Origin of the sequence: Methylobacterium currus (genome assembly GCF_003058325.1) — a bacterium.
Classification (GTDB): domain Bacteria; phylum Pseudomonadota; class Alphaproteobacteria; order Rhizobiales; family Beijerinckiaceae; genus Methylobacterium; species Methylobacterium currus.
In genome coordinates this window covers 818,208-842,476 of record NZ_CP028844.1, presented here as the reverse complement: position 1 = coordinate 842,476, position 24,269 = coordinate 818,208, and the positions used below count along the sequence as shown (strand labels likewise).

Genomic DNA, 24,269 nt, shown 5'->3' with positions numbered 1-24,269 from the left:
TCCCCTTGCCTCCGACATCGTGACCGGCGCGAGCCCACCGAGGGACCTTGCAGATGAACGGCCCAACCGGAACCCGGATCGAGCACGACGCTTTCGGCCCGGTCGAGATCCCCGCCGACCGCTACCGGGGCGCGCAGACCCAGCGGGCGCTCGGCGTCTTCGAGATCGGCGACGAGCGCTTCCCCGCCTGCCTGGTGCGGAGCTTCGGCCTGCCGAAGCTCGCGGCGTCCCGCGCCAACCGCCGCCCCGGGACGCTCGCCCCCTGCCTCGCCGACGCCATCGAGGCGGCGGCCCGGGAGCTGTGGGAGGGCCGCTTCGACGATCATTTCCCGCTGACGATCTGGCAGACCGGCTCCGGCACCCAGACCAGCATGAACGCGAACGAGGTCATCGCCAACCGCGCCAACGAGAGCCTGGAGGAGCCCCTGGGCCTGCGCCGGCCGGTTCACCCCAACGACCACGTCAACCGCTCGCAATCCTCGAACGACCGCTTTCCGACCGTCATGCATCTCTGCACGGCGACCGAGCTGCGCGACCGGCCCATGCCGGCGCTCACGCTCCTGCGCGACACCTTCGCCGCCGAGGCGGTGGAGTTCGACGGCGTGGTGAAGATCGGCCGCATCCATCTCATGGATGCGGTGCCGATGACGGCCGGGCAGGCCTTCGACGCCTTCGCGCGGCAGATCGGCCACGGCATCGACCGGATCGAGGCTGCGACCCCGCGCCTGTACCAGCTCGCGCAAGGGGGAACCGCCGTCGGCTCCGGCCTGAACGCCTCGGCCGGGTTCGACGAGGCCGTCTGCGACCAGGTCGCGGACCTGACCGGGCTGCCTTTCTGGCCCAACCCGAGCAAGTTCGAGGGAATGGGCGCCCACGACGCCCTCGCCGAGGTCTCGGGCGCGCTCAACGTGCTGGCGATGTCGCTCACCAAGATCGCCACCGACATCCGCCTGCTCGGCTCCGGACCCCGGTGCGGCCTCGGCGATCTCGTCGTTCCCGATGACGGCCTGTCCTCCTCCATCATGCCGGGCAATCGCAACCCGACGATCGCCGAGGCCCTGATGCAGACCGCCTTCCAGGCGATCGGTAACCACGCGACGATCTCGGCCGCCGGCGCCTCCGGCACTTTCGAGCTGGACGTCGCCAAGTCGGTGCTCGTCCACCACCTGCTGCAATCGATCTGCCTCCTGGCGGACGGGTCCCGCGTCTTCGCGGTGAAGCTGGTGCAGGGCCTCGACGTCGACCGGGAGCGCCTCGCCGCGAACGTGTCGAACGCGCTGCTCCTCGCGACGGCGCTCAATCCGCGCCTCGGCTACGACCGGGTCGCCGCGATCACCCGGAAGGCGATGGCCGAGACCATGATCCCGCGCGCGGCGGCCGTCGCGCTCGATTTCGTGACGGGGAAGAGTACGACCGCCTCGTCGATCCGCGGACGATGATCGCGCCGACCCCGCGCTGAAGGCCGGCCCGTCCCGTCCCGGCGGCGGCCCGCCGCGCCGGCTCCCGCCTCGGCCGGATCCGCCGGGATCATCCAGACCAACAGAGAACGGGCCTGCCGGACGGCAATCCGGCGGGCCCGTTCTCGTTGCGGCACCCTCTCTGCGGGATCCTCCCTGGCGGCGTCCCCGCCTCCGCCCTGTGCGAAAGGGGTCAGCCCTTGCCCTGCCGGTAGGCGGCCAGGATCTCGGGCAGGCGCTCGGCGAGGTAATCGGCGAAGCCCGGCTCAGCCGTCTCGTCCAGCGTCACCCGCATGCCGTCGGAGCTGCGCTCGATGCGCGCGAACTTCACCCCCTTGGCATCCTTCACGGTCTCGGCCCGCGGCTTCGCCTTGCGCGGCGGCGGCGCCGCGAGCGCGGTCAGGATCGCCGTGAACCGCTCGTCCGAGGACTTGCCGGCGAGGCTCGGAGAGGCGAGGGCGGTCTCGACCTGCTCCGGCCTCGCGGCCTTGATCCGCTCGGCGAGGGTGAGCCAGCGCGGGCGCCCGACCTTCGGGGCCGGCCCGATCGCGGCCAGGACCGGGGCGGGGATCGCCTCGGCCACCGCCAGGTAGTTGGCGAGATCCGGCCGGTGCACGCCCATCGCCTTGAGGATCACGTCCCGGGCGATCCCGGCCTGCTCCATGTTGCGGGCGAAATGCGCCCGCTCGATATAGGACAGGTCCTCCCGGGCCAGGTTCTCGGAGCCCTGGGCGACCACCAGCTCGGTATCGCTCAGGTCGCGCAGGACGGCGCGGACGGGCTTGCCGAGCGCCTTGGCGGCACGGGTCCGGCGGCGCCCGTAGGCGATCTCGTATCGCCCCGCCTGCCGGGGATGGCGCCGCACCAGGATCGGCGTGTGCTGGCCTTGCTCGCGGATCTGCGCCACGAAGGCGTCGAAGGCCTCGTCGGTGACGTCGGGAACCCGGTCGGCGATCGCCGAGGGCAGGCACAGGTCGGGGTCGAGCTCGACGATGGCGCCGTCCGCCTCCGCCGGAGCGGGGCGGGACGCCGCCCACATGGCAGCCATGGAGCGCGCCGCCGCGGGACGCTTCTCCAGGGCCGGGGAGGGCGGCGTAGCACCTGCTACAGGGGTGTAACCCGTTGACGTTTCAGCCGAGGCCTGTGGTGGAGCATCGGCCTGGACCGGCGTGCCCATGATGGCACTGAGGCGCTTCTTCTGGTTCATGTGCGGCCCCAGGCGCGGGTGATCAGCCCTTCGATCTCGCCGTTGACGGCATCGAGCGCGTCGAGGGCGCGACGATACGTCGATCCGGTGACCTCGTCACGCCGGAGCGGCGTCTCGTAGACGGTCTGGCCGCGCAGGCCGGAATTCGAGATCGCCGCCGATTGCAGCATCGCCTTGGTCAGGACGCGCTCGCCGAACAGTCCGCGCAGCATCGCGACCACCTCCGTCTGCGGCGTGTCCTGGGGCTCGAAGCGGGTGACGAGGTAGCGGAACCAGTCATGCGCCGGGGCGGCACCCTGCTCGCGCACGGGTTCCATGATCTCGTCCATCATGGTGAGGAACTGGCGCATGCTCGACACGTCGAGCATCTGCGGGTGGATCGTGACCAGGAGCGCGGTCGCCGCGCAGAGCGCCGCGATCGTCAGGTAGCCGAGGCGCGGCGGGCAATCGATGACGACGACGTCGTAGCGGTCCGCGACCTCGTTGAGGGCGAGGCCCATGCGGGCGAAGAATGGCGGCTCCGGGTCGTTGGGTTTGCGCCGCGCCGACTGCATCGGCGCCTCGAACTCGAAGACCTCCAGCTCCAGGTCGGCCGCGACCAGGTCCAGGCCGGTGAAGTAGGTCCGCCGGATCACCTCGTCGAAGGGGCGGCGCTGGTCGCCGTAACGGATCGCGTCGTAGATGGTCGGGTAGGGCTCCCGCTCGTTCTCGGGCCGTACGCCGAGGAGGGTGGAGAGGCTGGCCTGGGGATCGAGATCGATCGCGAGCACGCGATAGCCGCGCAGGACCAGGGACTGGGCGAGATGGGCGGAAGTCGTGGTCTTGCCCGAGCCGCCCTTGAAGTTCACGCAGGCGATGACCTGGAGGTGCTCGCCCTTGGCGGGATCCCGATGCGGGACGTAGCGCCGGCCGACCCGGTCGATCTCGTCGAGATGGGCGCGCAGGGCGTGGATGTCGGCCAGGGTGAACATCCGGCGCCCGCCCGGAGCGACCTCGGGCTCGGAGACGAGGAGGCTGGGGGGGAGCTGGCGGATCCGGCTGTCCGTCACCCCGAGGATGCGGGCGACCTCGCCCGACGTGTAGCGGCGCAGGGTCTTGGCCTCGGCCGGCGAGAAGACGACGGATGCGATCTCGCGCAGCTTCGCACCCAGGATCTTGGCATCGTGGCCCGCCGTGTGGCTGGGTGCCGGCGTTCCGCTCGGCTGAACGTTTTGCTGCATCGGCCTGCCTCGTTCACGGTAAAACGGTGAAATCGATTATAACACCGCAAGCGAGAGGAGTGGATCGCTTCGGCAGAGGAGGGCGAGGCCGGCGCAAGCCCCACGCAAGCTACGCGCTTGGCGGCGCATCCGGACAGTCTGGCTGTGGCGTCTGAATCACGCGCGACGTGGCATCAGCGATGTCGCCACGGTGCGTCACAGGACGGTGGAGCCAGTGCCCGACCAAGCGTTCCACGGCATGCGGCTCGTGTCCCGGACCGGGATCCCCCGGCGATCCGCGGTAGGGAGGTCGATCGGGACTCCGCATTGTCCGGGAAGGGGAGGGCGGTGGGCCACCATGACGGATGCTTGATCCTCTCTCCAGGCCGACATTCCACCCGGCGCGGGCGGCGCCGGTCCTGAGCGGGGGCTGTCCAGCCGGTCCGGCCCGACACTCCACACGTCCGCGCCCTGCGCTTCCTGAGCGCCACCGGCGGGCCGCTGGCGGCCATTATCCTCGTGGCCGGCACCATCGTCGGCGACGGCGTCCTGCGCCCATTCTGAGGGAGGTGGCGATGGACAACGACGCCTCCGTGCTGACGCCGGTCGAACAGGATCTGGCCCGCGACACCGATGCGTTCGTGGCGCTTCGCGACGGCCTGCGCCGCGACTTCGCCTCTCTAGGCCCGGCTGAACGCCAAGTCTTCGATGCGCTTCTGGTCGAGGGAGGCCTGTGATGGCTCCCGCACGCAAGACGCGCCCCGCTCCGTTCCGAGACGGGGAAGGCCTGCGCGAAAGGGCGTCTGAGCTTCGCCAGGAGGCCGGGCGCTTGCTCGCCGCTGCGAGCAGCAAGGGCAACGCGTCCGCTGTGGACAGCGAGTCCGAGCGCGTGTCGGGCCTGGGCGGGCGGAGTCACGATAGTCATCGCAAGTCAATCGACGCTGAAAGTCGCGCAATTGCTGCTCGTCGCGACCAGTTGCGATCGGGTGATGCCACGGGTCGCCACGAGATCTTCGCCTCTGAATCGTCGGTCGCTGTAGGGAAAATCTGCCCTTTTTCGGTCGACAAGCCAAAAAAGGCCGACAAGGCCGTTAGAGGTGCTAAGATTGCCCCTCTCAATCTTGGTGGTATGCCGATTGGCGAACTCGATGCTCTCCTGAGTGTATACGAGCAGGTCGGGCGCGCGTTCTCGCGGAACATGTTCTGCCCCGAGTTAGGGGTCCGCGGGGGCTGTCGGACTGATATGAGGCCGAACGTTGTGCCTCGATCCAAAACGCCCTGCTCAACGAGCTTGCTAGCCGATCAACGGTGGCAACCCCTGACGGAGTCGATGTCAAAGCTCCGGTCGAGGCGTCCAGGGATAGGACGCTTCAATGACCAACATCATCCGCTTCCCCGCCGGCCGCCCCGTCCCGGCAGAGCGCATCCCGCGCGAGCAGGTCGAGCGCCTGGCCGGGCTCGCCCTCGACGTGGTGGATCAGATCCTGGTGATGCTCGATGACGCGGCCATAGATCGCCGTTCCGCCACTCAGGGCGCTGACGGCAAGGCTCGCGAGGATGGGTGAGGTCTACCCGGGCTCACTGCCGCCTATTGGACAACCCTTGGACACAGGGCGGTCGAATTGGAGCTAAGTGGTTGGGAAGAATGGCGCACCCGACACGATTCGAACGTGTGACCTTTGCCTTCGGAGGGATTATCGCTGGCTCCGCCAATAAACGCCAGGAGCCGCCGATGACCGCCTATCTCCCTGTAATCGCTAAAGAATTTGATTTCGGCTTCCGCCGGAAGTACGCTCTGTCTCGCCACAGTTTTCGCCCGCTTGCTTACGTGATGCTTACGCGAGAGAGCGCTGTCGGGTCGGAGAAAGCCCATGTCTAAGCTCACCAAAAGGGTCGTTGACGCCGCTGAAAGCCGCTCCAAAGATTACGTCATCTGGGACGACGAACTCCCCGGCTTCGGCCTCCGCGTCTTCGCGTCGGGCAAGCGCAGCTACGTCATCCAGTATCGCCTCGGCAAGCGTTCACGTCGGTTCACCATCGGTTTGCATGGCATCTGGACGCCCGAGCGCGCGCGCCAGGAAGCGAAGGTCCAACTAGGCCGCATCGCTCAGGGTGAAGATCCCGCCGAGGAGAAGCAGCTCGACAACAAGGCGATCACCGTCAAGGAGCTGTGCGACCTCTACGTCGCTGATCTCAAGGCTGGCCTCATCCTGGGTAAGGGTGGCCGGCCAAAGAAGGCGAGCACGATCCTCTCGGATACAGGACGCATCGAGCGCCACATCGTGCCCTTGCTCGGCACTCGACGGGTCAAGGACCTCGTGAAGGCCGACATCACGAAAGCCCTGAAAGACATCATGGCCGGCAAGACCCGCTGCAGCGTCAAGACGAAGAAGCTCCGCGGCCGCGCCATCGTACGCGGCGGTGCCGGAACGGCTACCCGCACGATCGGACTGTTCGGCGGCATCCTCACCTACGCGGTTGAAGCAGGCATCATCGACCTCAATCCCGTCCACGGCGTCCGGCGGCCGAAGGACAATGTGCGCGGACGGCGCTTGACCGAGGCCGAATATCGCCTGCTCGGCGACATCCTGACCAAGGCTGCTGAGAACGAGAAGTATGAGTTGTCGGTCGACATCATCCGGCAGCTCGCGCTCACCGGATGCCGTCGGACCGAGATGATCACCTTGGCTTGGAGCGAGGCTGACACCGATTCAAGCTGTCTCCGGCTGATCGACAGTAAGGAAGGAAGCTCGATCCGTCCGATCGGCTTGCCTGTCGTGGAGTATCTCGAAAACCGCCGGAAGGAGCAGACCGGCACCTACGTCTTTCCCGGCCAGGGTGATGACAATGCGTTCGGGAGCTTCCCTAACCATTGGGAGCAGATATTCGCGGACACCGCGCTCGCCGACATCACGCCACACGTCCTGCGGCACAGCTTCGCCAGTATCGCCAACGATCTCGGCTTCACCGAAGTCACGATCGCCGCGCTGGTCGGGCATGCGAAGGGATCGGTCACGAGCAACTACATCCATACGCTCGATACCGCGCTCATCATGGCCGCCGACACTATCTCGGGCTACATTCAGGGGCTTCTGGATGGGATCGAGTTCAAACAGACGGCCTACGCCCTGGACCGCGACTCCCGGAAAGCCGCCCTCGCGCGGTTCCTGCAGAAGGCCGCCGCTACCGAACAGGACACGGCCGAGGACTCGGAGCAGTTGCTTGCAGCTTGATCGCGCGATGGGGGTTTCAGTTATTGCAGTTAAGCCCCGCAACCCTTATATTGGCTGGTCAGGAGACACGATCATGGCCAGCCAAGTGGTGCAGTTCGCCGGTTTGTCCGACCGCGACCGCAAGACCGTGACGCCTCTGCCATCCTTGGCAGAGGGCGATCACGTGGAGGTGCATGTGCGGCGTCGCGATGGACGGGAGCAGACCCTGTCCCTTCCGCCGGCCGCCATCAGCGCCGTCGAGACGCTGCTGTCTCGCCTGCTGAACGGCGAGAGGGTCGCCGTGCTCACGGAAGATCAAGAGCTGAGCCCGACCGACGCATCGGTGATCCTAGGCATCTCGCGTCCGCTCGTCGTCCATCGGATGGACATCGGCGATCTGCCGTTCCGCTATGTCGGAAAGCACCGCCGGGCATCGCTGAAGGACGTGCTGGCCTTGAAGGAGATGCTGGACGCTCGCCGGAAGGCGATGGACGCCTTGGCCGAAGACACAGAGGATCTTGTCGTCAACCATGGCCTCTAGACCGCCCATCGCGGTCTACGACGCCTGCGTCCTTTATCCCTTCCATCTGCGCAATGTCCTGATCCAGTGCGCCTTCGATGGCTTAGTCGCCGCGCGCTGGACCGACGACATTCACGCGGAATGGATACGCAATCTGGCCGCCAATTCCCCCAGCACGCCGGTTACGCGCTTCGAGACCACCCGCGACATGATGAAAGCCGTCCTGCCTGACGCCAATGTCGCCAACCATCGGAGCCTGATTCCGAGCCTTTCCTTGCCCGATCCGGATGACCGGCATGTGCTTGCGGCCGCGATCGCTGGCGGTGCCGAGACGATCGTCACTTGGAACCTGAAGGATTTCCCCGCTTCGCAGATCGCCCCTCACGGAATCGCCGCTGTGTCGCCCGACGCCTTCCTTTCGGCCCTGCACCGAGCCTATCCGAAAGCCCTTCTCAGTAGTATCGCGAGAGCGCGCGAAAACCTCAGACGCACGACGCCATCCATTGCGGAATTCATAGACATTCTCGAACGGCAGGGGCTGGCCGAGTTCGCTCCCATCCTGCGGCGCCGCAAAGCGCACCTGGCCTGATCCCCCGCAGGGCTCGGAAGCTCCGCTTCAAGTTATCGCCGCGCTGGCAAGACCGCAGAATCATTCTTGACTCTACGACCCGAAAATCAGAACAAATAGCGAACATGACTACACCGCCTTCGGAGGTCAAGAACGCACTTGCGGCCCCAGCCCGCCATAGAGTCCCTGCGCGCGCAGATCGAGAAGATCGAAGGCCGGAGCCGGCGCGCCAAATCGGTCCTTCCTTTCGGGATCACCGAGGTGGATTCGCGACTCCCCGGCGGCGGCCTTGCCCTCGGCGCGCTGCATGAAATAGCCGGCGGCGGCAACGGAGCGGTCGACGGAGCCGCAGCGGCTTGCTTCAGCGCGGGCCTCGCGGCCCGCACCAAAGGCAAAATCCTCTGGTGTATCACGCGTGCCGACCTATTCGCGCCCGCCATTGCCCAGGCAGGGCTCGCGAGCGACCGCGTCATCTACCTCGAAGCTGGGGACGACAAGACCGTCCTCGCCTGCATGGAAGAAGGATTGCGCCACGGCGGCCTCGGGGCCGTCATCGGCGAGGTCGCCCGCCTTTCGATGACAGCATCAAGACGGCTGCAACTGGCGGCCGAAGGCGCCGGCTCGCTCGGGATCGCTTTGCGGCGCTGGCGGCGACAGACAGAGGCGACGGATTTCGGCCAACCGACCTCTGCGATGACGCGCTGGCGCGTCTCCGTAATGCCCTCAACGCCGCTACCCGTTCCCGGCGTGGGCCGCGCCCGCTGGCTGGTTGAACTCATCCGCGCGCGAGCGGGCGAAAGTGCAGATTTCGAGTTGGAGGCGTGCGATGACACGGGTCGTCTCGCTCTTCCTGCCGAGCTGGTCCACGGACAGGCTGCGGCGGAAGGCTGGCGACGCGGCGCCTCCGGCTGAGGCGCCGCTCGTCCTGATTGGCCGCGACGGGAACAGGCGGGTGGTGCTGGCGGCGGATGCAGCGGCCCAGGCCACCGGCCTGCGCGCCGGCATGCCCGTCACCAAGGCGCAAGTGCTGGTGCCTGGCCTCATCGTGCAGGATGCCGATCCCGCTGCCGACGCCGAGGCGCTTGAGCGTCTCGCGGTGTGGCTTCTCCGCTATGCACCGATCGTCGCCCCCGATCCGCCCGACGGCCTCATCATCGACTCGACCGGCGCTGATCATCTCCACGGGGGCGAGACTGTCATGCTGGACGGCTTGATCGGGCGCCTCGCCATGTCCGGGATCTTCGCGAGAGGCGCGATCGCCGACACCTGGGGAGCGGCCCATGCACTGGCCCGATTTTCAGCGCAGCCGGTTGTCATCGCGCCCAAGGGGCATGGCTCGTCCGTCTTGGAGCGGTTGCCGCTTGAGGCGTTACGCATTCCGGCCTCCACCGTCGCGGCGCTGCGCACGCTCGGCTTCCGAACGGTCGGCGATCTTCTGGCGCAGCCGCGCGCGCCGCTCACGCTTCGCTTCGGCCCGGAACTCGGCCGACGCTTGGACCAGGCCTTGGGCATTGCGGCCGAACTCATTGAGCCGGTTCGGCCTGCCGATCTCATCGAGGTGCGCCGCGCCTTCGCCGAGCCGATCGGCGCAGCCGAGACAATCGCCCGTTACATCGGCAAGCTTGTTGTGCAGCTCTGCGAACGCCTTGAGGAAAGCGGGCTTGGCGCACGCAGGCTCGATCTCATCTGCCACCGCGTCGATAGCCGGGCCCAGGCGGTGCGGGTCGGCATGGCCACGCCGGTGCGCGACGCGAAGCGGCTGACGCGCCTTCTGTGCGACAAGATCGAGACCATCTCGCCCGGCTTCGGCATCGAGGTGATGACGCTTGCCGCAAGCGTCGCCGAGCCGCTCGAACGCAAGCAGATCGTCAGTTCGCTGGTCGAGGAGAGCACCCCGGACGTCTCCGATCTCATCGACACCTTGATGAACCGCGTTGGCGAGCGCGCCCTCTATCGGCTTGCCCCCGTCGCCAGCGACGTTCCGGAACGGTCTGTCTGTCGTATCCCGGCGATGGCGGCCGACACGGGAGCGGGTTGGCCCGGTCATTGGCCGAGACCGTCGCGCCTCCTCCCGGCACCCGAGCCGGTCGAGACCGTGGCGCTGCTCCCCGACCATCCGCCGGTGTCGTTCACCTGGCGCGGAATCCGCCGCCGCCTTCGGCGCGGCGACGGACCTGAGCGTGTCTTCGGCGAATGGTGGAAGCGTGATGCTGAGCTGGCCGCCGTCCGCGACTATTTCCGGGTCGAGGACGACGCCGGCGAACGCTACTGGCTGTTTCGCGCCGGCGACGGCGAGGACACCGCCACAGGCTCGCACCGCTGGTTCATTCACGGGGTCTTCGGATGAGCCAGCCCGGCTACGTTGAACTTCAGGTCACCTCGCATTTCAGCTTTCTGCGGGGGGCCTCGTCTTGCGAGGAGCTGTTCGCCCAGGCCGCGCTTGCCGGGATCGAAGCCCTGGCCGTGGTGGACCGGAATTCGCTCGCCGGCATCGTCCGGGCTCATGAAGCGGCGAAGACAACCGGGGTTCGCTTGATTGTCGGCTGCCGTCTCGACCTCAGCGACGGCATGTCGGTGCTGGTCTATCCAACCGACCGATCAGCTTATTCCCGACTCTGCCGACTGCTGTCGCTCGGCAAGCGGCGCGGCGGAAAGGCGAAGTGCGTGCTCGAATGGCAGGACCTCGTCGCCTACGGCGAAGGCTTGATCGCCGTGGTCGTGCCGGATCTCGCCGACGAGGAATGCGGCCTTAGGCTGCGCCGCCTGCGCGATGCGTTTGGCGATCGGGCCTACCTAGCTCTAACATTGCGCCGTCGGCCCAACGACCAGCTCCGCCTTCACGAGCTGTCGAACCTGGCCGCCCAGATGCGGGTTGCGACCGTGGTGACGAACGACGTCCTCTTCCACGAGCCCGCCCGCCGCATCCTTCAGGACGTCGTCTCCTGCATCCGGCACAACGTCACGATCGACACGATCGGCGACCGCCGGGAGCGTCACGCCGATCGCTACATCAAGCCGCCCGAGGAGATGCACCGTCTCTTCAGCCGTTATCCCGAGGCGCTTGCCAGAACCCTGCAGATCGCCGACCGATGCCGTTTCAATCTCGACGAGCTGGCCTATCAATATCCCGAGGAGCGTGACGATCCGGCACTCACGCCGCAGGAGACGCTGGCAAAGCTCACTTGGGAAGGCGCCGCCGAGCGTTATCCGGAGGGCGTGCCTGACAGCGTGGCTGCCGCGCTTCAGCATGAGCTGCGGCTGATCGAGAAGCTCGACTACGCGCCGTATTTCCTGACCGTGAATTCGATCGTCCGCTTCGCCCGCTCAAAGGACATCCTTTGCCAAGGCCGCGGATCAGCCGCCAACTCCGCAGTCTGCTACGTCCTCGGCATCACGTCGATCGATCCCGGCCGCAACGACCTTCTCTTCGAACGCTTCGTCAGCGAGGAACGGCGCGAGCCGCCCGACATCGACGTCGATTTCGAGCATGAGCGGCGTGAGATCGTCATGCAATGGGTGTTCGACACCTACGGCCGCGACCACGCCGCGCTCTGTTCGACTGTCATCCGCTATCGCACCAAGGGCGCGCTGCGGGATGTCGGCAAGGCGCTAGGCCTGCCCGAGGATCTGATCGGCACCCTGTCGTCTCAGGTCTGGGCCTGGTCGGAGGAAGGCGTCGAACAGAAGCACGTCGAAAAGCTGAACCTCAATCTTGCCGATCGCCGCCTTCGCCTGACGCTCGATCTCGCGCGCCAACTCATGGGCGCGCCGCGCCATCTCAGCCAGCATCCTGGCGGTTTCGTGCTGACCCATGACAGGCTCGACGACCTCGTGCCGATCGAGCCGGCCGCGATGAAGGACCGGCAGGTCATCGAATGGGATAAGGATGACATCGACGCCCTGAAGTTCATGAAGGTCGACGTCCTGGCGCTTGGGATGCTGACCTGCATGAAGAAGGGGCTGGACCTTCTGGCTGAGCACAAGGGCGTCAATCTCGATCTCGCCTCCATTCCGGCCGAGGACCCGCGCACCTACGCGATGATCCGCAAGGCCGACACGCTCGGCACCTTCCAGATCGAGAGCCGGGCGCAGATGTCGATGCTGCCGCGCCTGAAGCCGCGCACCTATTACGATCTCGTCGTGCAGGTCGCGATCGTCAGGCCCGGCCCGATTCAAGGCGATATGGTGCATCCCTATCTTCGTCGCCGGGAGGGCCTTGAGCCCGTCCACTATCCGAAGCCCGAACTGGAGAAGGTGCTCGGCAAGACGCTCGGCGTGCCGCTCTTTCAGGAGCAGGCGATGCGGGTCGCCATCGAATGCGCCGGCTTCACGCCCGGCGAGGCCGATATGCTTCGCAAGTCGATGGCCACCTTCAAATTCACCGGCGGCGTCTCGCATTTCCGCGACAAACTCATCGCCGGCATGGTCACCAAAGGCTACGAGGCCGAGTTCGCCGAGCAGACCTTCAAGCAGCTTGAGGGCTTCGGCAGTTACGGATTTCCGGAAAGCCACGCAGCCTCTTTTGCGCTGATCGCTTACGCCTCGGCCTGGCTGAAATGCTGGCACCCGGAAATCTTCTGCGCCGCGCTGCTGAACAGCCAGCCCATGGGCTTCTATGCACCGGCTCAGATCGTCCGCGACGCGCGCGATCACGGCGTCGAGATCCGTCCGGTCTGCGCCAACGCCTCCCGATGGGACTGCACACTCGAGCCCACCGGCAGCGAGGAGCGGTTCGCCGTTCGCCTTGGTCTGCGCATGGTCAAAGGCCTCGCCAACGCCCACGGCGCGGCGATCGTCACGGCTAGGGCGGACCAGCCCTTCGGCACAGTGGACGATCTCTGGCGCCGTGCCGGCGTACCCGTCGCTGCGCTCACGCAGATCGCCGAAGCGGACGGGTTTCGTCCGCCCTTCGGTCTCGGCCGTCGTGAGGCCCTGTGGGCGATCAAGGCGCTGCGCGACGAGCCGCTTCCACTGTTCGCCGCCGCATCGGCCCGCGAGGAAGAGATCGTGCCCGAGGTCGCCGAGCCGGCCGTCATGTTGCGCCCTATGACGGCGGGCGGTGAAGTCGTCGAGGATTACCGACATGTCAGCCTGTCGCTACGCGACCATCCAGTCTCGTTCCTGCGCCGGGAGTTGCGCCGCCGCCGCATGATCTCCTGCCAGGAGGCTATGGACGCAAAGGACGGCCGCTGGCTGGAGGCGGCTGGCATCGTACTGGTGCGGCAGCGGCCCGGAAGCGCCAAGGGCGTGATGTTCATTACCCTCGAAGACGAGAGCGGGATCGCCAATCTCGTAGTCTGGCCCAAGGTCTTCGAGCAGAACCGCCGCACCATCCTGTCGGCCGGCATGATCGCGGCGCGCGGGCGCGTTCAACGCGAAGGCGAAGTCGTTCACCTCGTTGCCCAGCGGCTGACCGATCTCTCCGCCGAGCTGGCCAGCGTGGGCGAGCGCGACACGGCCTTTCCGCTGCCACATGGTCGCGGGGACGAGTTTCACCACGGCTCACCGACGCCTGACCCGCGCGGCCTACCGCCAAAGGGGCTTCGGACCCGAGATATCTACATCCCCGACCTTCACATCGACACGATCAAAGTCAAAACGCGCGATTTCCGCTAGGCTGCGCCGAGCCTCCCGCGCTCAAGCGCTGCGCACTGTTCGTAAACGACTGGTCGAAGCCTCCATCGGACTTCGGGCGAAGATCGGCGTCGCACCTTCACAGCCGCTCGCATGGCGGCGTAGCAACGCCGACGTCGCGTCGCGGTCTGCCGCACGGGCAAACGCAAAGCCTTGCCCGACCTTGCAGCCCATCGACCAAAGCTGGCTCGCCTGAACTTCTGTTTCGATCCCCTCGGCCACGATCTCAATGCCGAGCTGCCGCGCGATATCGATTAACCCCTCGACGATCACCATGCTTGGATCGTCCGGCCATAGTCGGCCGATGAAGGCCTGATCGATCTTGATGATGTCGACCGGCACGTTCAGCAAATGCGTCAGCGACGCATGTCCCGTTCCAAAGTCATCAAGCGCGACGCGGACGCCGGCGGCGCGCAACGCCTCTATCTCTCGCGTTACGACGCGATCACTTCGCCCGATGCAAGCATCCTCACTCACTTCGACGACCAAGCCGCCGAGCGACACGCCAGCACGACCAAAGGCATCTTCGAGTTTCTGAGCCAGGCTGCCCGTGTAGAAATCGGCAGTCGAAACATTGAGTCCGACCTGCTGGACGAGCAGACCCTGATCCCGCCAGAATGCGATGTCCCGCGCAACTGTTACCGCAACACGTTGCGTAAGCTCCGCAGCGATATGGGCGTCGCTGGTCGCTTCCCGAAAAGCGAGGGCACTTACGAGTTCACCCGCCACGGTGCGCATGCGACAGAGCGCCTCGAGCCCGACGATCTCGCCCGTATCGAGAGCGACAATAGGCTGGTAGTGCGTTTCCATGCGCTCATCGGCGAGCGCATCGGCCACATCGCGTATCGCGTCACGACGCCGCGTGATCCGCGTACCGATCCCCGGCCAGTAGCGCACAAACCCGCCGCGACCGGTCTCCTTGGCGTGATAGAGCGCGAAATCCGCGGCCTCGTTGACCGCCACGGCAGTCCGTTCGGAGGCACCGAGGACGGCACCGCCGATCGTCGCGCGAGGCGCCACGGCATGCCCCTCGCAATCGGCGCTGCGCTCCAATTCTGTCAGCACGCGTTCCGCCGCCGCATTCAGATCGGCGAGCGAGCCGGGGTTCTGAATGATGACGGCGAATTCATCGCCGCCCAGCCGGAAGCTGACGTCGGGCGCCATCGCCCGCGCGATCCGGGTCCCCGCCGCCTTGATGAGCGCATCACCGGCCAGGTGGCCGAACGTATCGTTTACGATCTTCAGATTATCGAGGTCGATAATGAAGAGGGCCCAGGCCCCCGGGACGTCACACGGAATCTGCGCCATCGCGCCGTTGTAGGCCGAACGATTGGGCAGTCCGGTCAGCGCGTCTATGTTCGCGCGGCGCTCGCGGTCGACGGCTCGCTCATGCCGCTGAAGCGCAAGACCACAGAGATCGACGCAGGCTTCCGCCAGCGCGCGCTCAGAAGCGTTCGGCGAGCGCGCTTGCTCGCTGTAAAAGCCGATGACGGCAATGGCCTCGCCGCCCGCGTTCACGACAGGGAAGGACCAGCATCCGCTCACGCCAAGGCCTTCTATGAGCCCCATGGAGCGGGCGCAGCGCGGATCACGTCGGATATCCTCAATGATGACGGGTTCGCGCAGATAAGCAGCCGCGCCGCAGGACCCGACCTCCGGGCCGACCATCATCCCATCCAGCGCAGAAGAATAGTCCGCAGGCAAACTCGGTGCCGCGAGCGGATGCAAAAGTCCGGCTTGATCGACCGTCAGGATCGAGCAGATCACGCCAGACATCAGTGTCTCTATCTCGGCACAGAGTTCGCGCGCCGTGTCAGCCACAGGTTCGCTGTTGGCGATCATCCGCAATATCTTGTTCTGGATATGCAACAACACGGTCGTCGCCCAACTCAACTGACACTTAGGGATGCGACTATAATAGTCGCTAGATGTGAAGTTCGGCTTACCCAACAAGATAAACATGGAGGTAATCATCGCTGGAGGGGAAAGCCTTCCCCTGCGGCCGAGCCTTTGGTCTCGGCCGACCCCTTCTGCGGGGACACCCCGCAACACCCCCTATAGAGCGAGAGTGCGGACCGGCTTTGCCGTGACGGGTTGAGAGCTGGGAGAGAGCTTCCGGCGCCCGTCGCGGAGATCCGCGATGTCCAGAAAAACCGCACCCGCTCGCGCCGGCCAGGACCGGACGAGCCTTTACGACGAAATCACCGGTAAGATCATCGGCGAGCTGGAGGCCGGCCGCGTACCCTGGGTCCAGCCCTGGGGCACCGCGGCGGCGAAGGCGCCGCTCGCCATGCCGAGGAACGCCGCCACCGGCCGGCATTATTCGGGGATCAATGTGCTGATCCTCTGGGGCGCCGTCATCGAGCACGGCTTTGCCGGCCAGAGTTGGCTCACCTTCCGCCAGGCGCTGGCGCTCGGCGGCAATGTCCGCAAGGGCGAGCGCGGCACGACCGTCGTCTATGCCGACCGCTTCGTGCCCGACGACGAGAAGCGGCGCGCCCGCGAGACCGGCGACGAGGCCCAGGCGATCCCGTTCCTGAAGCGCTTCACGGTGTTCAACGCCGCACAGTGCGAGGGCCTGCCGGAGGATGTCGCGATTGTCGCGCCGCCACCGGCGCCAGGCCTGATCGAGCCGCAGGTCGAGGCGCTGATCCGCGCCACCGGCATCGATTTCCGCATCGGCGGCAATCGCGCCTTCTATGTGCCGGCGCTCGACTATGTGCAGGTCCCGCCGCCCCAGGCCTATTTTGAACCGATCAACTGGCACCGCACCGCGCTGCACGAGCTGGGTCACGCCACAGGCCATCCGTCCCGTCTCGGCCGCGACATGACCGGCGGCTTCGGCACCAAGAAATACGCGTTCGAGGAGCTGGTCGCCTTATCTGGACAGTCTGCGCCGTCCGCAACATTGCAGTAAGGTCGGCGATGGACGCCCACGGTAGGCAGTAATCAGGCTGGCCGTAGCGCTGACCCAAGAGCTGGCGGAGGCCAGCCTGATAGCTGCCGGGCCATAGCGCGCATCGGTGTGAAGGTCAGCTTCCGGGTGGGGGGTCCGGGGGGAGGGCTTCGCGCCGGTGTCGATCATTACTGTTTGCGAGCGTCGCGAGGCCAGGGGCCTCGATGCGCATGTGCCGCTGATCCAGCGCGACGACGCGCTCTACGATCCCGATCTGGATCGCTTCTTTCTCGACCTGCCGCTGTCGGGCGTCCGCTCGCGGCACTCGCTTCGCGCCTACGCCTATGATGTCGTAGTCTGGCTTCGTTTTCTCGATGCCTGCGGCAAGACCGTGTGGGCTGCGACCCGCGACGATGTCGACGCCTATCATCGTGAGCGACGCCGCGACGATGCCGATCACCGGATAACGGCGGCAAGCTGGAACCGCGCCGTCGCCAGCCTCGATCGCCTTTACCGTTGGGGCGAGCAGCAAGGGTTGATCGCCGACGCGCCGTTCAGCCGCCGCGCCGTGTGGCGACCGGCGCAAGGTGGCCGTCGCGGCATGATCGCGGCGCGCAACGATGCCTATGAACGTGTCGCCAGGCGATCGGATGTCCGGTTCGTCACGATGGACGACTACCGCATTTTCCGCGAGGTCGGCCTGCGCGGGCTCACCCCTGACGGCACGGAGCGCCCCGGCGCTCGCGACCGTAATGGGCTGCGCAACGCGCTGTTCGCGGATCTTCTCGTCACCACCGGCCTGCGCCTCGAAGAGGCGTCGGGCTTGCTCACCGTCGAGCTCGCGGCGATCGACCGCGAGGACGGTGACGTCCAACAACTTTGGTTGCCCCTTCCGCCGCCGCTCACCAAGGGCGACCGCGGACGCAGCGTTCTGGTCCCACGCCGGCTGCTTCGTCAGATCGCCGCCTATGTCGCGGTCGAGCGCGCCGCGGGCGTGGCCAAGTTCGCCGCGCGCGACGGTGCGGCCAGCTTCGACCGACCGATCCCTGTCACCCGCGCCGGTCTCGACCGCATGCGCGATATCTGCACCCCGGAGGAACGATGCCGCCTGATCCTGTGCGACGAGGATGGAACGCCCCGCGAGCCGGCGGCGCTATGGCTGACCGAGGTCGGCCAGCCTGTCCGCCCCAACTCGTGGGAGGTGATCTTCACCCGCGCCTGCAAGCGGTGCGCACAGAACGGCTTCCCGCTGTCGATCAGCCCGCACCAGCTTCGCCACGCCTTCGCAGTCCATATGCTCGCCTTGCTGATCCAGCAGCGGCTGCGCGAAGCGGCATTGCCGGTGGGGCCGGTGGAGAGCTATCGGCTGATCCTGGGCGACCCGCTGCAACAGGTGCAACGCCTGCTTGGCCACGCCAGCCTCACCACCACCTATATCTACCTCGACCATATCGCGACCCGCGCCGATACGGTGGACGCGGCCGTCGAGGAGCTGCTGGCGTTACTGCCGGGGCCGCAAGGCGTATGAGCGGGCGTCCCCGCAAGGGCCGGCCTGTCGCCTTTGCGCCGATCACGCCGGAGCGATCGCAGCCCGATCCTGTGCTCGGCCTCAAGTTCACCATCGAGGCGCGGCATGGCGGAACGGTCCTAGTCGATATGACCGGGCTCGATCCTCGCCCACTCGCCATCGCTTTCGCCGGTGCGCTGCGTCGATCGGCGGCGCTCGGCGGCCCCATCGGTGCGGCCAGCGTCATCAAGCAGTATGTTCAGGTCTATCGCCACTTCTTCGCCTGGCTTGGCGATGATGCGCCGGAGGTGACCGGCGTCAACGACCTGCGCGCAGTCCATATCGATGGCTTTGCGTCCGCGCTCGAACGGCGTGGGATGGGCGCGATCCACCGGCACATAACGGTCGGCAAGGTCATCAACACGCTGCGCGCGATCGAGGCAGACCGGCCCGATCGGATCGCGCCCGACCTGCATGAGCGGCTGCGCTACACGCTGGCCACTTCGGCGGGCCGCTCGACCCCGCGCGATGCCTATAGCCCCTTCGTCGCCCGCGCGCTGCGCGACGCCGCGAGGGCCGATATCGAAGCGATGCTTCGCCGCCTCGGCGCCGACGACCGCACTGATGAGGGCGACCCTGTCGTCGCCAGGGCGCGCGCCGATGTCGAAGCGATCATCGCGCGGCAGGGCTTTATCGTCGCAGACCAGCCCGCGCTGAAGCGCCTCTATTTCATGCGCATGCGGCGCGGATTGCCGATCAGCACGCTCATCGACGACCTGCATGGCCGCCATCATCTGCTCGCGCGCGATCTGCCGGCGCTGCTCGTGCTGCTCACGCTCGATACCGGCCTCGAGCCGGAGTGCCTGAAGACGCTGACCGTGGATTGTCTCACCAACCCGCATGCCGGCACGGTGGAGCTGCGCTATCTGAAGCGCCGCGCCCGCGGTGCCGAGCACAAGAGCATGCGGGTCCGCGATGGTGGTAGCGGCACACCCGGCGGCCTCATGCGTCGCCTGATCGACGTCACCGCCGTCGCACGCGAGCATCTGACCGACGATTGCCTCTGGCTCTATCACAACGTTGGCGGCCTTCGCGCCGGCATCGTCGATCCCAAGTTCCAACTCGCCGCCTGGGCTCGTCGCCATGGTATCGCCGGCGATGATGGGAAGCCGCTCCATCTGCTGCTTTCCCGGCTGCGCAAGACCCACAAGGCGTTATGGTACACCAAGACCGAGGGGCATATGGCCCGCTTCGCGGTCGGTCACACCCGCGAGGTTGCGGCGCGCCACTATGCCGATCTGCCGTCGCTCCGGCCGTTGCACGAGGCGGCCGTCGCCGATGCCTTCCGCGCAGCGGTCGCTGCGGCGATGCCGACCGTGCTTCCACCCACCGCCGAGCAGGCGCTGCGCGAAGCGCCCGAACAGGTCGCGTCGCTGATGTCGGCTGATACGGTGGGTCCGGTGCTCGACGGCGAACAGGATGTCTGGCTCGCCGCCTGCGCGGGCTTCCATAGCAGTCCTTTCGCCGAGCCCGGTTCGCCCTGCGCGCAGCCCTTCTGGGGCTGCCTCGATTGTCCCAACGCCGTCATCACCGCGCGCAAGCTCCCCGCGATCCTCGCCTTTCTCGCGTTCGTCGAAGAGCAGCGATGCAGCCTGCCGGCGAGCGACTGGGCCGCCAAGTTCGGCCGCGTCCACACCCGGATCACGGTCCAGGTCCTGCCGGTCTTCTCCGATGCCGTTATCGCCGAAGCGCGCCGGCAGATGGGGAGCGAACGGCTCTATCTGCCGCCGGAGGCACGCGCATGACCACGCCCGTCCATGCCCTCGTGCCCGCGTTCGACGATCGCCCTGTGCTGGCGAGCGCGCCGCTCAAGGCGGGCCATGCCCGCGAGGAGCTGTCGCACGTCGGCGACCCGACCTGGGATCTCGGTCCCGCCGTCTTCCGCGAGAACGCTCGGCGCTGCCACGTCACCGTGCATTTCGACGTGCTCGAACATGCCGATGTGCAGGCGGCAATGCGCGCCTATCTCTACGCCCGCCTCAACGTCGGTCTTCCCGGCTACCACCCGAAGCTGCCGCCCGCCAGCATCCGACAGGCATTCAACCGGGCTCGCCGGTTCTTCGCCTTCGCGCGCGAGCGGCTTGGGCGGCTCGACCTGGGCCGCATCGATCAGGCGCTGATCGACGCTTATGCGCGCCACCTGCGGGATGATTCAGCGCGGCGCCCCGTCATCGTCGGCCAGCTCTTGCAGGTGGTCACCGATCTCTACCATCTCCGGGATCACCTGCCTGGAGGCGGTCTCGGGTTCGAGCCGTGGGCCGGGCAAGCGGCTGCGCGCGTCGCCGGATATCGGCATGTGCGCGAGAACCGCACCCCACGCATGCCGGAGGAGATTGTCACGCCGCTGCTCGCCTGGTCGCTGCGCTATGTCACGACCTTCGCGACCGATATTCTGGCGGCTCGGGTCGCGCTCGATCGGCTCGAGGCAGTCCGCGCTCGGCTGCTCGCCGCCGAACGCGGACTGCCTGATGCAGAGCGCCGCCTGCGGCAGCGCGCGCGCCTCGAGCGCTATCTCGCGCGCCGAGCCCGGCAAGGACGCGGCGTGCCCATCTGGACGACGGCACACAACGGCGCCACGCGCATCGATCCCCTCACCGGGGATGCAACCCCGCCGATCAACGCCCATCTCCTCCATTTGCATGCCGGCATCGATGCCGTCGCCGAGCCGGCCATGCATCTCATGCTCACTACCGGCGCACCGGATGTCATTCGCGAAGCGGTTGCATCGCTTGGTACCGAGGTCGGCGGCATGGACACGCCGATCTCGATCGCTCCCGAGAGCGGTCGGCCATGGCGTGCCCGCTTCGACGTGAAGACCCTAGCGATCGAGGAGCGGATGCTGCAGGCCGCCGCCTATATCGTATGCGCCTATCTGACCGGCATGCGCGACTGCGAGGTCCAGGCGATGCGGCGCGGCTGCCTCTCGATCGCGCGCAGCGAAGACGGCCTGATCGAGCGGCAACGCGTCCGATCGACCCTCTACAAGCGCCGATCGAGCGCCGGTGAGTCGGCGAGCTGGGTGACGATCGAACCGGTGGCCGAGGCGATCACGGTGCTCGAACGGCTGTCGGAACACGCGGCACGGAAGACTGGAAGCGACACGCTCTGGCCGGTGCTTCGTCCCCGCGCTGTCACCAAGACGCATCTGTCGAGCGAGGTGGTCCGCCAGCTCAACGCCTTCCGCGACCACCTCAACACCGTCTTCGGCAGCCCCGATGCGCCGGTCATCCCACCCGGCCCCGATGGCAAGCCGTGGCGCATCACGACGCGGCAGTTCCGGCGCACCATCGCGTGGCACATCGCCAACCGTCCGTTCGGCACCATCGCCGGCATGATCCAGTACAAGCATGCCTCGGTCGCCGCTTTCGAGGGCTATGCCGGGACCAGTGGATCGGGGTTTCGCGCAGAGGTCGAGGCGCAGCGCCGGCTCGGTCAGATTGACGATCTGCTGGACTATTTCGACCGGCGGCAGGGCGGCGCATCACTCGGCGGACCGGCGGGACCACGCATCGCGCGGACCCTCGACGATGCCGCCGTTAAGCTCGGGCCACTGCCCGCCATGATCGCCGATCGGGCCCGCCTGCGCGTCATGCTCGCCAGCGTCGCGCGCACCTTCCATGTCGGCCCGCTCGCGGATTGCTTCTTCGATCCCGCGACCGCGCTCTGCCTCAAGCGCGTGACGACCCCCGATCCCGCGCAGCCGCTTACCGCCCTGTGCGAACCGACCCGCTGCCCCAACGCCTGCATCACCGCCCGCCACAGACCGGCCTGGGAACGTGCGGCGGCCGATGCCCGGGCGCACTTACGCGAACGGCGCATCTCCGACCTCCAGCGTCAGGCGCTCCAGCGCGAGCTTGATCGCCTGACCGCGGTGATTGCCGGGATCGACCCTCCCGCGCCGTAGACCACCCCGGCTGTTGGCGGAGTCCTGCGCCGGTCGGCGCGCCCGCGCAACGGCTTCGCCGTCCTTCGCTTCGCTGCGGCCCTGACGGGTGCGCGAGCCCCCCTGTGCCCGGCGCGAACGGGCCTCCGCCGCCGGGGATGGTCCCCGGCGCGAGAACGGAGAACATATCATGTCAGCCTCACCACGCTCAGACGTCTACGCTCGCGTCACGCAAGCGATCGTCGACGCCATCGAAGCCGGCACCGGCACCTGGCGCATGCCGTGGCATCATTTTGGCGCCGACGTCACCCGCCCGACCAACGTCGCCAGCGGCAAGCCCTATCGCGGCATAAATACGATCTCGCTCTGGGCGGCCGCCTATGGCAGCGGCTACGCGAGCGGGGTCTGGGGCACCTATCGCCAGTGGCAGGCGCTCGGCGCGCAGGTCCGCAAGGGCGAGCACGCCAGCCTCGGCGTCCTCTGGAAGGAGTTTCGCGCGAAGGGTGACGACGCCGGCGGCGATGACGACCATCGACGGCTTTTCGCCAAGGCGTTCAGCCTGTTCAACGCCGATCAGGTCGATGGCTACGCGCCCGAACCGGCGCCGGACCTGCCTGAGAGCGAACGCCTCGCCGCCGCCGAAGCCTTCATCGCCGCGCTCGGCATCGATACTGTCTACGGCTCGGCCAGCGCCTATTATCATATCGCCGAAGACCGCATTCACATGCCGGATTTCAGCGCCTTCCACGATGCCCACGGCTTCTACGCCACCCACATTCACGAAGCGGCTCATGCCAGTGGCGCAGCCCATCGGCTTGACCGGGATTTCAGCGCCAAGTGGACCAGGCACGCGCTCGCCATGGAGGAAGCGACCGCCGAACTGACCGCATCGTTCCTGCTCGCCGATCTTGGGATCGCGCACGAACCGCGACCCGATCATGCGGCCTACATCGCCTCCTGGCTGCAACTGCTCAAGGACGAGCCTCGGGCGATCTTCACCGCGGCGAGCAAGGCGCAGGCGGCAGCCGACTGGATGCACGCCCGACAGCCGTAATGCTCACGCGACCCGCACTTCGGCGCCAAGTGTGTCGAGCAGCGGACAGCCCGGATCCCGACCGGCATCGCAGGCGCGCACCGAGTCGGCCAGAACCCGTTCCATCCGCTTGAGGTCCGCGATCCGCGCGCGTACGTCCTTCAGGTGCGACGCCGCGAGCTCGCGCACCTCGGCGCAGGAGGCCTGACCGCCAACCGCGAGTCCGAGCAAGGCGCGTACCTCGTCCAGGGTAAAGCCCAGCTCCCTCGCGCGGCGCACGAAGCCCAGGCGAGCCACGTCCTCCCGGCCATAGCTGCGGTAGCGGCCCCGCCGCGGCGGAGCGGGCAGCAGCCCGATCCGCTCGTAATAGCGGATCGTCTCGATGTTGCATCCGGTGCGGCGTGAGAGTTCGCCGATCTGGATCGCGCCGGTTGCGGCCATCCCCAAAATACCTCTTGAGTCTGTAGTCGCTACAGATGTTAGGACAGCTCAATGCCCGCCACAAGGAGTCGCCCGTGACCCAGACGCCAAGCCCGCCTAAGGGGATCGGCACCGCCACGCTCACGCTGGCGGGGATCGCTGCGGCGTTCGGCGTCGCCGCCTGCTGTGCGCTGCCGATCCTCTTCGCATCCGCCGGGATCGGCGCAGCTTGGCTCGGCGGCGTGGCCATTGTCGCCGCGCCGTATCGCACGCCGCTTCTCCTCATTGGCGCATTGTGCCTGCTTGCCGGCGCGGCGCTGCTGTTGCGCCAGCAAGTTACGGCGGCGCGCTGTGGGCCGGGCGGCATATGCACGCCGCGCTGGATGCGTGTTCTCACGCTCATCGGATTGCTGCTCGGTGCGGCCCTGCTCTGGGCAGGCTATCGCTATGTCTGATGCCACCCCCGAGCTGCGCTCGACGCTGACCTGTCCCCACTGCGGTCATCGGGCGACGGAGACCATGCCGACCAATGCCTGCCAGTATTTCTACGACTGCCGGGGTTGCGGCGCGGTCCTCAAGCCCAAGCCGGGCGATTGCTGCGTCTATTGCTCCTACGGCGACGTGCCCTGTCCGCCGATCCAGGAGAGCGGCGGCAAGGCGTGCTGCGGCTGAG

19 protein-coding genes and 1 pseudogene are annotated in these 24,269 nt (G+C 67.0%); 16 read left to right on the top strand and 4 right to left on the bottom strand.

The genetic code is table 11. The annotated features are described in order from the left end of the window. Positions 1–53 precede the first annotated feature (53 nt). Entirely contained in the window at positions 54–1,439 is a 1,386-nt protein-coding gene (locus tag DA075_RS34040; protein ID WP_338068029.1) for a class II fumarate hydratase, read from the top strand. 211 nt (positions 1,440–1,650) lie between these two features. On the opposite strand, the gene repB is transcribed toward DA075_RS34040, so the two are convergent. Together repB and repA are read right to left on the bottom strand one after the other, a co-directional pair. Further along, on the bottom strand, positions 1,651–2,505 hold the full coding sequence (gene repB / locus DA075_RS34035; RefSeq protein ID WP_232388884.1) for a plasmid partitioning protein RepB: 855 nt from the start codon (positions 2,503–2,505) through the stop codon (positions 1,651–1,653). A 155-nt stretch (positions 2,506–2,660) separates the two neighbouring features. Next, a complete protein-coding gene (repA, locus tag DA075_RS34030; protein ID WP_099957469.1) occupies positions 2,661–3,884 on the bottom strand; it encodes a plasmid partitioning protein RepA in 1,224 nt (407 codons plus the stop codon). A 554-nt stretch (positions 3,885–4,438) separates the two neighbouring features. Between repA and DA075_RS36920 the strand changes: the two genes are divergently transcribed. From DA075_RS36920 to DA075_RS33995, 8 genes are all read left to right on the top strand, one after another. Then, positions 4,439–4,600 carry a hypothetical protein gene (locus DA075_RS36920; RefSeq protein WP_164712596.1) on the top strand — a complete coding sequence of 54 codons (162 nt, stop codon included), beginning with the start codon at positions 4,439–4,441 and terminating at the stop codon, positions 4,598–4,600. A gap of 636 nt (positions 4,601–5,236) precedes the next feature. Next, positions 5,237–5,428, top strand: coding sequence for a hypothetical protein (locus DA075_RS34025; protein WP_099957468.1), 192 nt, complete (start codon positions 5,237–5,239; stop codon positions 5,426–5,428). A 306-nt stretch (positions 5,429–5,734) separates the two neighbouring features. Further along, the gene (locus DA075_RS34020; protein WP_099957467.1) at positions 5,735–7,096 is read left to right on the top strand and encodes a tyrosine-type recombinase/integrase; all 1,362 of its coding nucleotides are present in this window, start codon (positions 5,735–5,737) and stop codon (positions 7,094–7,096) included. Between the two features lie 73 nt (positions 7,097–7,169). Continuing rightward, positions 7,170–7,616: a MerR family transcriptional regulator gene (locus DA075_RS34015; RefSeq protein WP_099957466.1), complete on the top strand. Its 447-nt coding sequence runs from the start codon at positions 7,170–7,172 to the stop codon at positions 7,614–7,616. Next, positions 7,606–8,184: a PIN domain-containing protein gene (locus DA075_RS34010; RefSeq protein WP_099957465.1), complete on the top strand. Its 579-nt coding sequence runs from the start codon at positions 7,606–7,608 to the stop codon at positions 8,182–8,184. The genes DA075_RS34015 and DA075_RS34010 overlap by 11 nt, the downstream gene beginning before the upstream one ends. A 138-nt stretch (positions 8,185–8,322) precedes the next feature. Then, positions 8,323–9,075: an ImuA family protein gene (locus DA075_RS34005; RefSeq protein WP_099957464.1), complete on the top strand. Its 753-nt coding sequence runs from the start codon at positions 8,323–8,325 to the stop codon at positions 9,073–9,075. Next, on the top strand, positions 8,990–10,510 hold the full coding sequence (locus tag DA075_RS34000; RefSeq protein ID WP_099957463.1) for a Y-family DNA polymerase: 1,521 nt from the start codon (positions 8,990–8,992) through the stop codon (positions 10,508–10,510). Before DA075_RS34005 ends, DA075_RS34000 begins: the two co-directional genes overlap by 86 nt. Further along, the gene (locus DA075_RS33995; RefSeq protein WP_099957462.1) at positions 10,507–13,779 is read left to right on the top strand and encodes an error-prone DNA polymerase; all 3,273 of its coding nucleotides are present in this window, start codon (positions 10,507–10,509) and stop codon (positions 13,777–13,779) included. Before DA075_RS34000 ends, DA075_RS33995 begins: the two co-directional genes overlap by 4 nt. Positions 13,780–13,800: 21 nt before the next feature. Here the strand turns inward: DA075_RS33995 and DA075_RS33990 are convergent, their stop codons facing one another. Beyond that, a complete protein-coding gene (locus DA075_RS33990; protein ID WP_244936664.1) occupies positions 13,801–15,639 on the bottom strand; it encodes a bifunctional diguanylate cyclase/phosphodiesterase in 1,839 nt (612 codons plus the stop codon). 298 nt (positions 15,640–15,937) lie between these two features. On the opposite strand from DA075_RS33990, the pseudogene DA075_RS33985 reads away from it, so the two are divergent. From DA075_RS33985 to DA075_RS33965, 5 genes and pseudogenes are all read left to right on the top strand, one after another. Continuing rightward, positions 15,938–16,675: pseudogene (locus DA075_RS33985) on the top strand (ArdC family protein); the annotation flags it as partial. A gap of 196 nt (positions 16,676–16,871) precedes the next feature. After that, entirely contained in the window at positions 16,872–18,221 is a 1,350-nt protein-coding gene (locus tag DA075_RS33980) for a tyrosine-type recombinase/integrase (RefSeq protein WP_021224415.1), read from the top strand. Beyond that, the gene (locus DA075_RS33975) at positions 18,218–20,005 is read left to right on the top strand and encodes a hypothetical protein (RefSeq protein WP_021224414.1); all 1,788 of its coding nucleotides are present in this window, start codon (positions 18,218–18,220) and stop codon (positions 20,003–20,005) included. The genes DA075_RS33980 and DA075_RS33975 overlap by 4 nt, the downstream gene beginning before the upstream one ends. After that, complete coding sequence (locus tag DA075_RS33970) at positions 20,002–22,164, top strand: hypothetical protein (protein ID WP_021224413.1); 2,163 nt, start codon at positions 20,002–20,004, stop codon at positions 22,162–22,164. The genes DA075_RS33975 and DA075_RS33970 overlap by 4 nt, the downstream gene beginning before the upstream one ends. A 169-nt stretch (positions 22,165–22,333) precedes the next feature. Continuing rightward, positions 22,334–23,197, top strand: a complete 864-nt coding sequence (locus DA075_RS33965; RefSeq protein ID WP_030538909.1) for an ArdC family protein — start codon at positions 22,334–22,336, stop codon at positions 23,195–23,197. 3 nt (positions 23,198–23,200) lie between these two features. On the opposite strand, the gene DA075_RS33960 is transcribed toward DA075_RS33965, so the two are convergent. Next, a complete protein-coding gene (locus tag DA075_RS33960) occupies positions 23,201–23,617 on the bottom strand; it encodes a MerR family transcriptional regulator (RefSeq protein WP_016744720.1) in 417 nt (138 codons plus the stop codon). Between the two features lie 74 nt (positions 23,618–23,691). Between DA075_RS33960 and DA075_RS33955 the strand changes: the two genes are divergently transcribed. Further along, the gene (locus DA075_RS33955; protein ID WP_021224336.1) at positions 23,692–24,051 is read left to right on the top strand and encodes a hypothetical protein; all 360 of its coding nucleotides are present in this window, start codon (positions 23,692–23,694) and stop codon (positions 24,049–24,051) included. Further along, on the top strand, positions 24,044–24,268 hold the full coding sequence (locus DA075_RS33950; RefSeq protein WP_021224337.1) for a GDCCVxC domain-containing (seleno)protein: 225 nt from the start codon (positions 24,044–24,046) through the stop codon (positions 24,266–24,268). Before DA075_RS33955 ends, DA075_RS33950 begins: the two co-directional genes overlap by 8 nt. Position 24,269 lies beyond the last annotated feature (1 nt).

Coding starts and splice junctions, on each gene's coding strand:
- DA075_RS34000 (WP_099957463.1), top strand. CDS start 8,990: ATGACACGGGTCGTCTCGCTCTTCCTGCCGAGCTGGTCCACGGACAGG.
- DA075_RS34040 (WP_338068029.1), top strand. CDS start 54: ATGAACGGCCCAACCGGAACCCGGATCGAGCACGACGCTTTCGGCCCG.
- DA075_RS33975 (WP_021224414.1), top strand. CDS start 18,218: ATGAGCGGGCGTCCCCGCAAGGGCCGGCCTGTCGCCTTTGCGCCGATC.
- DA075_RS33995 (WP_099957462.1), top strand. CDS start 10,507: ATGAGCCAGCCCGGCTACGTTGAACTTCAGGTCACCTCGCATTTCAGC.
- DA075_RS33990 (WP_244936664.1), bottom strand. CDS start 15,639: ATGATCGCCAACAGCGAACCTGTGGCTGACACGGCGCGCGAACTCTGT.
- DA075_RS34025 (WP_099957468.1), top strand. CDS start 5,237: ATGACCAACATCATCCGCTTCCCCGCCGGCCGCCCCGTCCCGGCAGAG.
- DA075_RS34020 (WP_099957467.1), top strand. CDS start 5,735: ATGTCTAAGCTCACCAAAAGGGTCGTTGACGCCGCTGAAAGCCGCTCC.
- DA075_RS33965 (WP_030538909.1), top strand. CDS start 22,334: ATGTCAGCCTCACCACGCTCAGACGTCTACGCTCGCGTCACGCAAGCG.
- DA075_RS33970 (WP_021224413.1), top strand. CDS start 20,002: ATGACCACGCCCGTCCATGCCCTCGTGCCCGCGTTCGACGATCGCCCT.
- DA075_RS36920 (WP_164712596.1), top strand. CDS start 4,439: ATGGACAACGACGCCTCCGTGCTGACGCCGGTCGAACAGGATCTGGCC.
- DA075_RS33950 (WP_021224337.1), top strand. CDS start 24,044: ATGTCTGATGCCACCCCCGAGCTGCGCTCGACGCTGACCTGTCCCCAC.
- DA075_RS34010 (WP_099957465.1), top strand. CDS start 7,606: ATGGCCTCTAGACCGCCCATCGCGGTCTACGACGCCTGCGTCCTTTAT.
- DA075_RS34015 (WP_099957466.1), top strand. CDS start 7,170: ATGGCCAGCCAAGTGGTGCAGTTCGCCGGTTTGTCCGACCGCGACCGC.
- repB (WP_232388884.1), bottom strand. CDS start 2,505: ATGGCTGCCATGTGGGCGGCGTCCCGCCCCGCTCCGGCGGAGGCGGAC.
- repA (WP_099957469.1), bottom strand. CDS start 3,884: ATGCAGCAAAACGTTCAGCCGAGCGGAACGCCGGCACCCAGCCACACG.
- DA075_RS33960 (WP_016744720.1), bottom strand. CDS start 23,617: ATGGCCGCAACCGGCGCGATCCAGATCGGCGAACTCTCACGCCGCACC.